Source organism: Oleiphilus sp. HI0079, from assembly GCF_001635105.1.
The window spans coordinates 1-4915 of the sequence record NZ_LWFT01000508.1 but is presented as its reverse complement, the minus strand read 5'-3'; the positions used below and the strand labels follow the sequence as shown (position 1 = coordinate 4915).

The following is a 4915-nucleotide window of genomic DNA, read 5'->3' as shown; positions in this document are numbered from 1 at the left end:
AAAGTCTTGAGCTTATGCCGTCGATGAGTTTTTTGTCGCACCCCCCCCCTCCTTATAGAACAGTTGAAACTACGGATAAGTTTGTTCTAACTGACACGCAGCAAGTTGGCCCTATTACAATTGCTCCAGAGGTAATGAGTGAATTAAACGACGATATTACTTTTTCAAGGCGTAGCGCGGTTAATAACCCGAACAAAAGTTTGTTTTCTGGTTGGGAGGTGCAGCCTCTGATAGGAGCCTTAAACAATGCTTTTCTTTTGACGCATTCAACTGTTTGGTTAGACGAGATTAGCTTCTTCTTTGATTACTTTGATAATGTTCGAATGAGTACTCAAAGCAGAGTTAATTTCGATGGTAGGCTTCTTCCACAATGGGAGCGAATTGATCGATATAACATTTTTTACGTTAGCCCCTTTTACGATTATTCCTCTAGCTCGGTCGATGACCTTATGCACGAAAGGCAGTGGGCAAGCTTATATTTTTCGGATGTGAATTACAGTGGCTTGATGTTAGGGGAGTTTCTAAGGGCGGCTCAGATAATCCAAGACAATCGGGTTGTTGGTTATGATGATCTCGTCGGCAAAATTATTAGTACGGCAGAAGCTGTGGTACGGTCTCATGACAGTGAATGGGTTGAAGTCCAAGAGGGTCGAGGTTTTTATAAATTTCCTGATAACAGCCCTTTTTTTCTTGACGGTGTAGAAATGCCAATCAATGAAGCAGCAGCATTTGGAAGTAGTTTGGTGCGTTTGTATATACTAACGGGTAAACAAGTCTATTTAGACCGTGCAGCTAATATTTGGAGACACTGGAGAGAAACTTTGTTTTGGGATGCGTATGGATATCTCTATTATCCTTATGTAAACGGAGTTTGGCAGAAAGGGTGGACTGAAGATAACAGTCCTAGTGTTAACACCCCGATGGCTTTGCCGGAGATAAAACCAGAGACTTTTCATAAGGCAGGCCTTACCATAGAGTTCTTTTTGCTCTTAAACTTTGTATTAAAAGATCGTCAGCTTGATCTAATATTGGAAGAGTTTCAAAGAGTTATGAAGGCTGTTTTAGATTCTGATACTCGGCCTGCGAGTTCAGAGTTTCCTCGTTATTTTGGCTTTTATTACCCAATAGACTCTGTGCATTGGAGCCCCGCCCATTATGCTGGGTGGATGGCTCTTATGAGTAAGGACGAAGCGTGGAGTAATTCATTACTTATTAACTGGGCTGCGGGGTTACGTAACTCAAAAACCCTTTTGCAGGGAGCTGTTCTGAACCCAGAGCTGTTTAATCGAATGTCCAAAATCTCGGAAGAGTCGATAGTTGTTAAGCCGGGGCTAACTTCAATGCCGGACCAAGATTGTTCAATCGCCTCGGGGGAGACTGCAATTGCTGAAATAAAATTTCAGCATACATCGCCTAAGAATAATAAGCTTTATCTTGAGGCTGATGGTGGGGCCTTGATAAGACTTAAGATTGATACCGAAACAGGATATTTTCGCGGGAGAATGTTTTTGCTGAAAGAGCGCTGTAATAGACTAGAGTGGGTAGATAATGGCATTTATTCCATGCCGTCGTCTGATGAAGAAAATAAACTTGAAATGACTGTGTATTCATTATCTCTTGAGTAATAATCGCGCAATTTTTAGATATATTGGAACTTTGTTATATGCTTGATGGTTTGTTAACTGGTTGGCCTTCTTTTACCCACGAGGAAGCCCATAAAGCCTCTCAAGTACTCTTATCGAATAAGGTAAATTACTGGACAGGAACCGAAGGCCGAGAGTTCGAAAAAGAGTTCGCCGAGTTTGCGGATAGCGAGTACGCCATTGCCGTTGCGAACGGTACGGTTGCGTTGGATTTGGCCTTATTTGCACTGGGCCTCGGCGAGGGTGATGAGGTCATCGTTACGCCGCGTACCTTTATTGCTTCGATCAGTGCCATTGTGAATGCGGGCGCCATTCCTGTGTTTGCCGATGTCGATCGAGCGTCGCAAAACATCACACGGGAGTCTGTTCGCAAAGTGATAACACAAAAAACCAAAGCGGTTGTTTGTGTGCACCTTGCCGGTTGGCCATGTGATATGGATGGCTTTATGGCGCTTGCTAAAGAGCATGACTTAAAAATTATTGAAGATTGCGCCCAGGCGCATGGCGCTAAATACACAGGTAAGGATGGTGTTACTCGTTCTGTTGGCTCCATAGGGCATATCGGCGCATGGTCGTTTTGTCAGGACAAAATTATGACCACCGGTGGTGAAGGCGGAATGGTCACCACCAACGACAAAGCCCTTTGGGAAAAGATGTGGTCATTCAAGGACCACGGTAAAAGCTATGATGCGGTTTATCACCGCGAGCACCCTCCGGGCTTTCGTTGGTTACATGAATCGTTTGGCACCAACTGGCGCTTAACTGAAATGCAATCGGCTATCGGACGTATTCAATTAAAGCGCATGCCTGAATGGACTGCAGCGAGAACGCGCAATGCGAACGCACTTGCAGAAGTGTGTCGTAAATTCGACTTTCTTCGCGTACCTGTGATTCCAGCGCATATCACACATGCGCATTACAAGTTTTACGTGTTTGTCGAGCTAGACAAGTTACCGAAAGCTGTTACCCGCGATAGTTTGATTGAGCTTATCAATCAGACGGGTATACCTTGCATGCAAGGCTCCTGCTCAGAAGTGTATCTGGAGAAAGCATTCGACAATCACCCTTCCAAACCTAAAGAGCGCTTGCCTGTCGCGAAAGAGCTGGGCGAAACCAGCTTGATGTTTTTGGTGCATCCGACGATTACTGTTGAGGTGATGAGCGAGGTTTGTGCGGTTTTGGAAAGGGGGCTGTCAGAAATTTTGTAGGCGTGGCACCTTCCATCAAACCGCCGCGCATGGTCCAGATTGGCACGCGTTCTCCGCAACTGCACACCAACGATCGTCGGGGCTGGGAGCCCCCTCGCTACAGGGTTTTGGTTGTAGGCGTTGCTTACTCTCTCAAGCGCTTCGCTTGCTTTGTTTCAGATAAAGCTCTTTAAGATATTCCGGCGCCAGGTCTGCTCCGTTTGGCCAGACAATGGTTTCTAACTCTGGGTCTACTGCTACCTTTGAGAATATCGCTTTGCCTTTCAGTGGTTCAAATATCGGAACAAGTAAAGCCTCGCTAAGATCCATGCATTTGTTGAATTGAATATAGTTTTTATTGAACCTCGGTAAAGCAGCTATGCTTACCAAAGTAATTACATATTAATAGCTTCTCCATGCCCCTAGCTTACAGAAAAGAAATTGACGGCCTTCGCGCACTTGCGATCATCCCTGTATTGCTATTTCACGCAGGCATTCCCGGTTTCTCGGGAGGCTTTGTTGGTGTCGATGTTTTCTTTGTGATCAGCGGTTATCTTATCGGTGGCCAAATATTGTTCGCGTTAGAAAATAAAAGCTTCTCGTTCGCAGAGTTTTACTTTCGTCGCGCACGACGAATTTTACCCGTTTTCCTCTTTGTGTTAATCGTTTGCAGTATCGCTGCTTGGGTGTTGCTGCACCCGGTCGCTTTGGTCGAGTTTTCATGGAATGCGATTGCTTCGGTCGGGTTTTCATCCAATATCGCGCTGTGGATGCAAAGTGGTTATTTTGACTCTGCGGCGGAGTTCAAACCTCTGTTGCATACGTGGAGTTTGTCGATAGAAGAGCAGTTTTATTTGCTTGCCCCAGTTACATTAGTGCTCATTCATCGCATTCGTAAAAACGCGCTTTTTAGTTTAGTGCTTGCTCTGACCTTGTTCAGTTTTTTTGCAGCTATTTGGGCTTCAAAAAAATACTCAAGCGAGAGTTTTTATTTTTTACCGACACGCGCTTGGGAATTGTTTGTTGGCGTGTTAGTCGCGATGAAAGCGAGCTCGAAAACAGGCTCTTATAGCTTCACGTGGTTTGAAGAGTGTTTGGGTGTTTTGGGGCTACTGTTGGTGATAGGCAGCTTTTTGTTGCTATCAACAACAGTGGCTTTTCCGGGTGTGGCCACATTATTCCCGGTGCTTGGGACGGCAATGATTATTTTGTACGGACATAATGGCGTTGTTAAAGCCATTTTAAGTGCACGATTACTGGTGTTTATTGGTTTAATTTCTTTCAGCTTGTATCTATGGCATCAGCCTGTTCTAGCGTTTAGTCGCTATTGGTCGCAGGACGCGTTAAGTATCAATCACCTAGTTATATTAATGGGCTTCTGTTTTGTTTTGGCCTTCCTTTCATGGAGCTTTATCGAAAAGCCGTTCAGGTACTCTAAGCGGCTGTCTAGGCGCACCATTATGGATTCGCTTGTTTTGGGTTCAGTGCTCGTTGTGGGATTTGGGTTTCTGGCAATAAAAACGGAGGGTGTGCCTGCCAGGTATGGGGCGGAGATTTTGAAGATTGATGCCGCGATTGCGGATATCAATCCGTTAACGCCTTATTGTCATGTCGGTCGTGGGGTGCCGTCAAAACACCCAATTCCGGGATGCGAAAAATACTTGTCTGGTGAGACCTTCGATGTGTTGGTCATGGGGGACAGTCATTCAAATGCGATTTCCTATGCGCTTCAAGAGAGATTGAGCCAAGCGGGTGTTTCTTCTTACGCGATTTCGTACAGCAGTTGTATCGGGATTACAGGTTTTTACCCGCCGAACGCGAAAAACATCGATTGCCATAAGCATAATCAAACATTAATTGAATATGCACGGTCAGTAGGCGCGGAGTCAGTATTAATTACATCCTCTTTTTTAGGATATTACCTTAACGGTTCTAATCTTGTTTTTGAGGGGAGGCCGCTTGATGTAATTGAGCGATTTGGTGATGAGGTGGACACCGAAAGTGCGAGAAAACAACGAGTCTTGAAACGTATGGAGCTCGAGTTAACAAAACTGGCCAGCGACTTTACAGTGTATGTTGTCGACC

The 4915-nt window shown here is 45.1% G+C and carries 4 protein-coding genes; 3 read left to right on the top strand and 1 reads right to left on the bottom strand.

The window, feature by feature from the left end; translation table 11 throughout:
• A partial coding sequence (locus A3750_RS26010; protein ID WP_231871747.1) for a hypothetical protein occupies window positions 1-1625 on the top strand: 1625 nt, incomplete at its 5' end.
• 38 nt (window positions 1626-1663) lie between these two features.
• Window positions 1664-2851 (top strand): DegT/DnrJ/EryC1/StrS aminotransferase family protein, encoded by a 1188-nt coding sequence (locus A3750_RS06710; RefSeq protein ID WP_068457768.1) that lies wholly within the window; start codon window positions 1664-1666, stop codon window positions 2849-2851.
• A 132-nt stretch (window positions 2852-2983) separates the two neighbouring features.
• Here A3750_RS06710 and A3750_RS06705 read toward each other — a convergent pair whose 3' ends face one another.
• Window positions 2984-3160 (bottom strand): DUF2442 domain-containing protein, encoded by a 177-nt coding sequence (locus A3750_RS06705; protein WP_082863304.1) that lies wholly within the window; start codon window positions 3158-3160, stop codon window positions 2984-2986.
• A gap of 86 nt (window positions 3161-3246) precedes the next feature.
• Here A3750_RS06705 and A3750_RS06700 point away from each other — a divergent pair.
• Window positions 3247-4915, top strand: a 1669-nt coding sequence (locus A3750_RS06700) for an acyltransferase family protein (RefSeq protein WP_068548116.1), incomplete at its 3' end; no start/stop codon positions are given.

Excerpts from the sequence above, each read along its gene's own strand:
- A3750_RS06710 (WP_068457768.1), top strand. The coding sequence starts at position 1,664 with ATGCTTGATGGTTTGTTAACTGGTTGGCCTTCTTTTACCCACGAGGAA.
- A3750_RS06705 (WP_082863304.1), bottom strand. The coding sequence starts at position 3,160 with ATGGATCTTAGCGAGGCTTTACTTGTTCCGATATTTGAACCACTGAAA.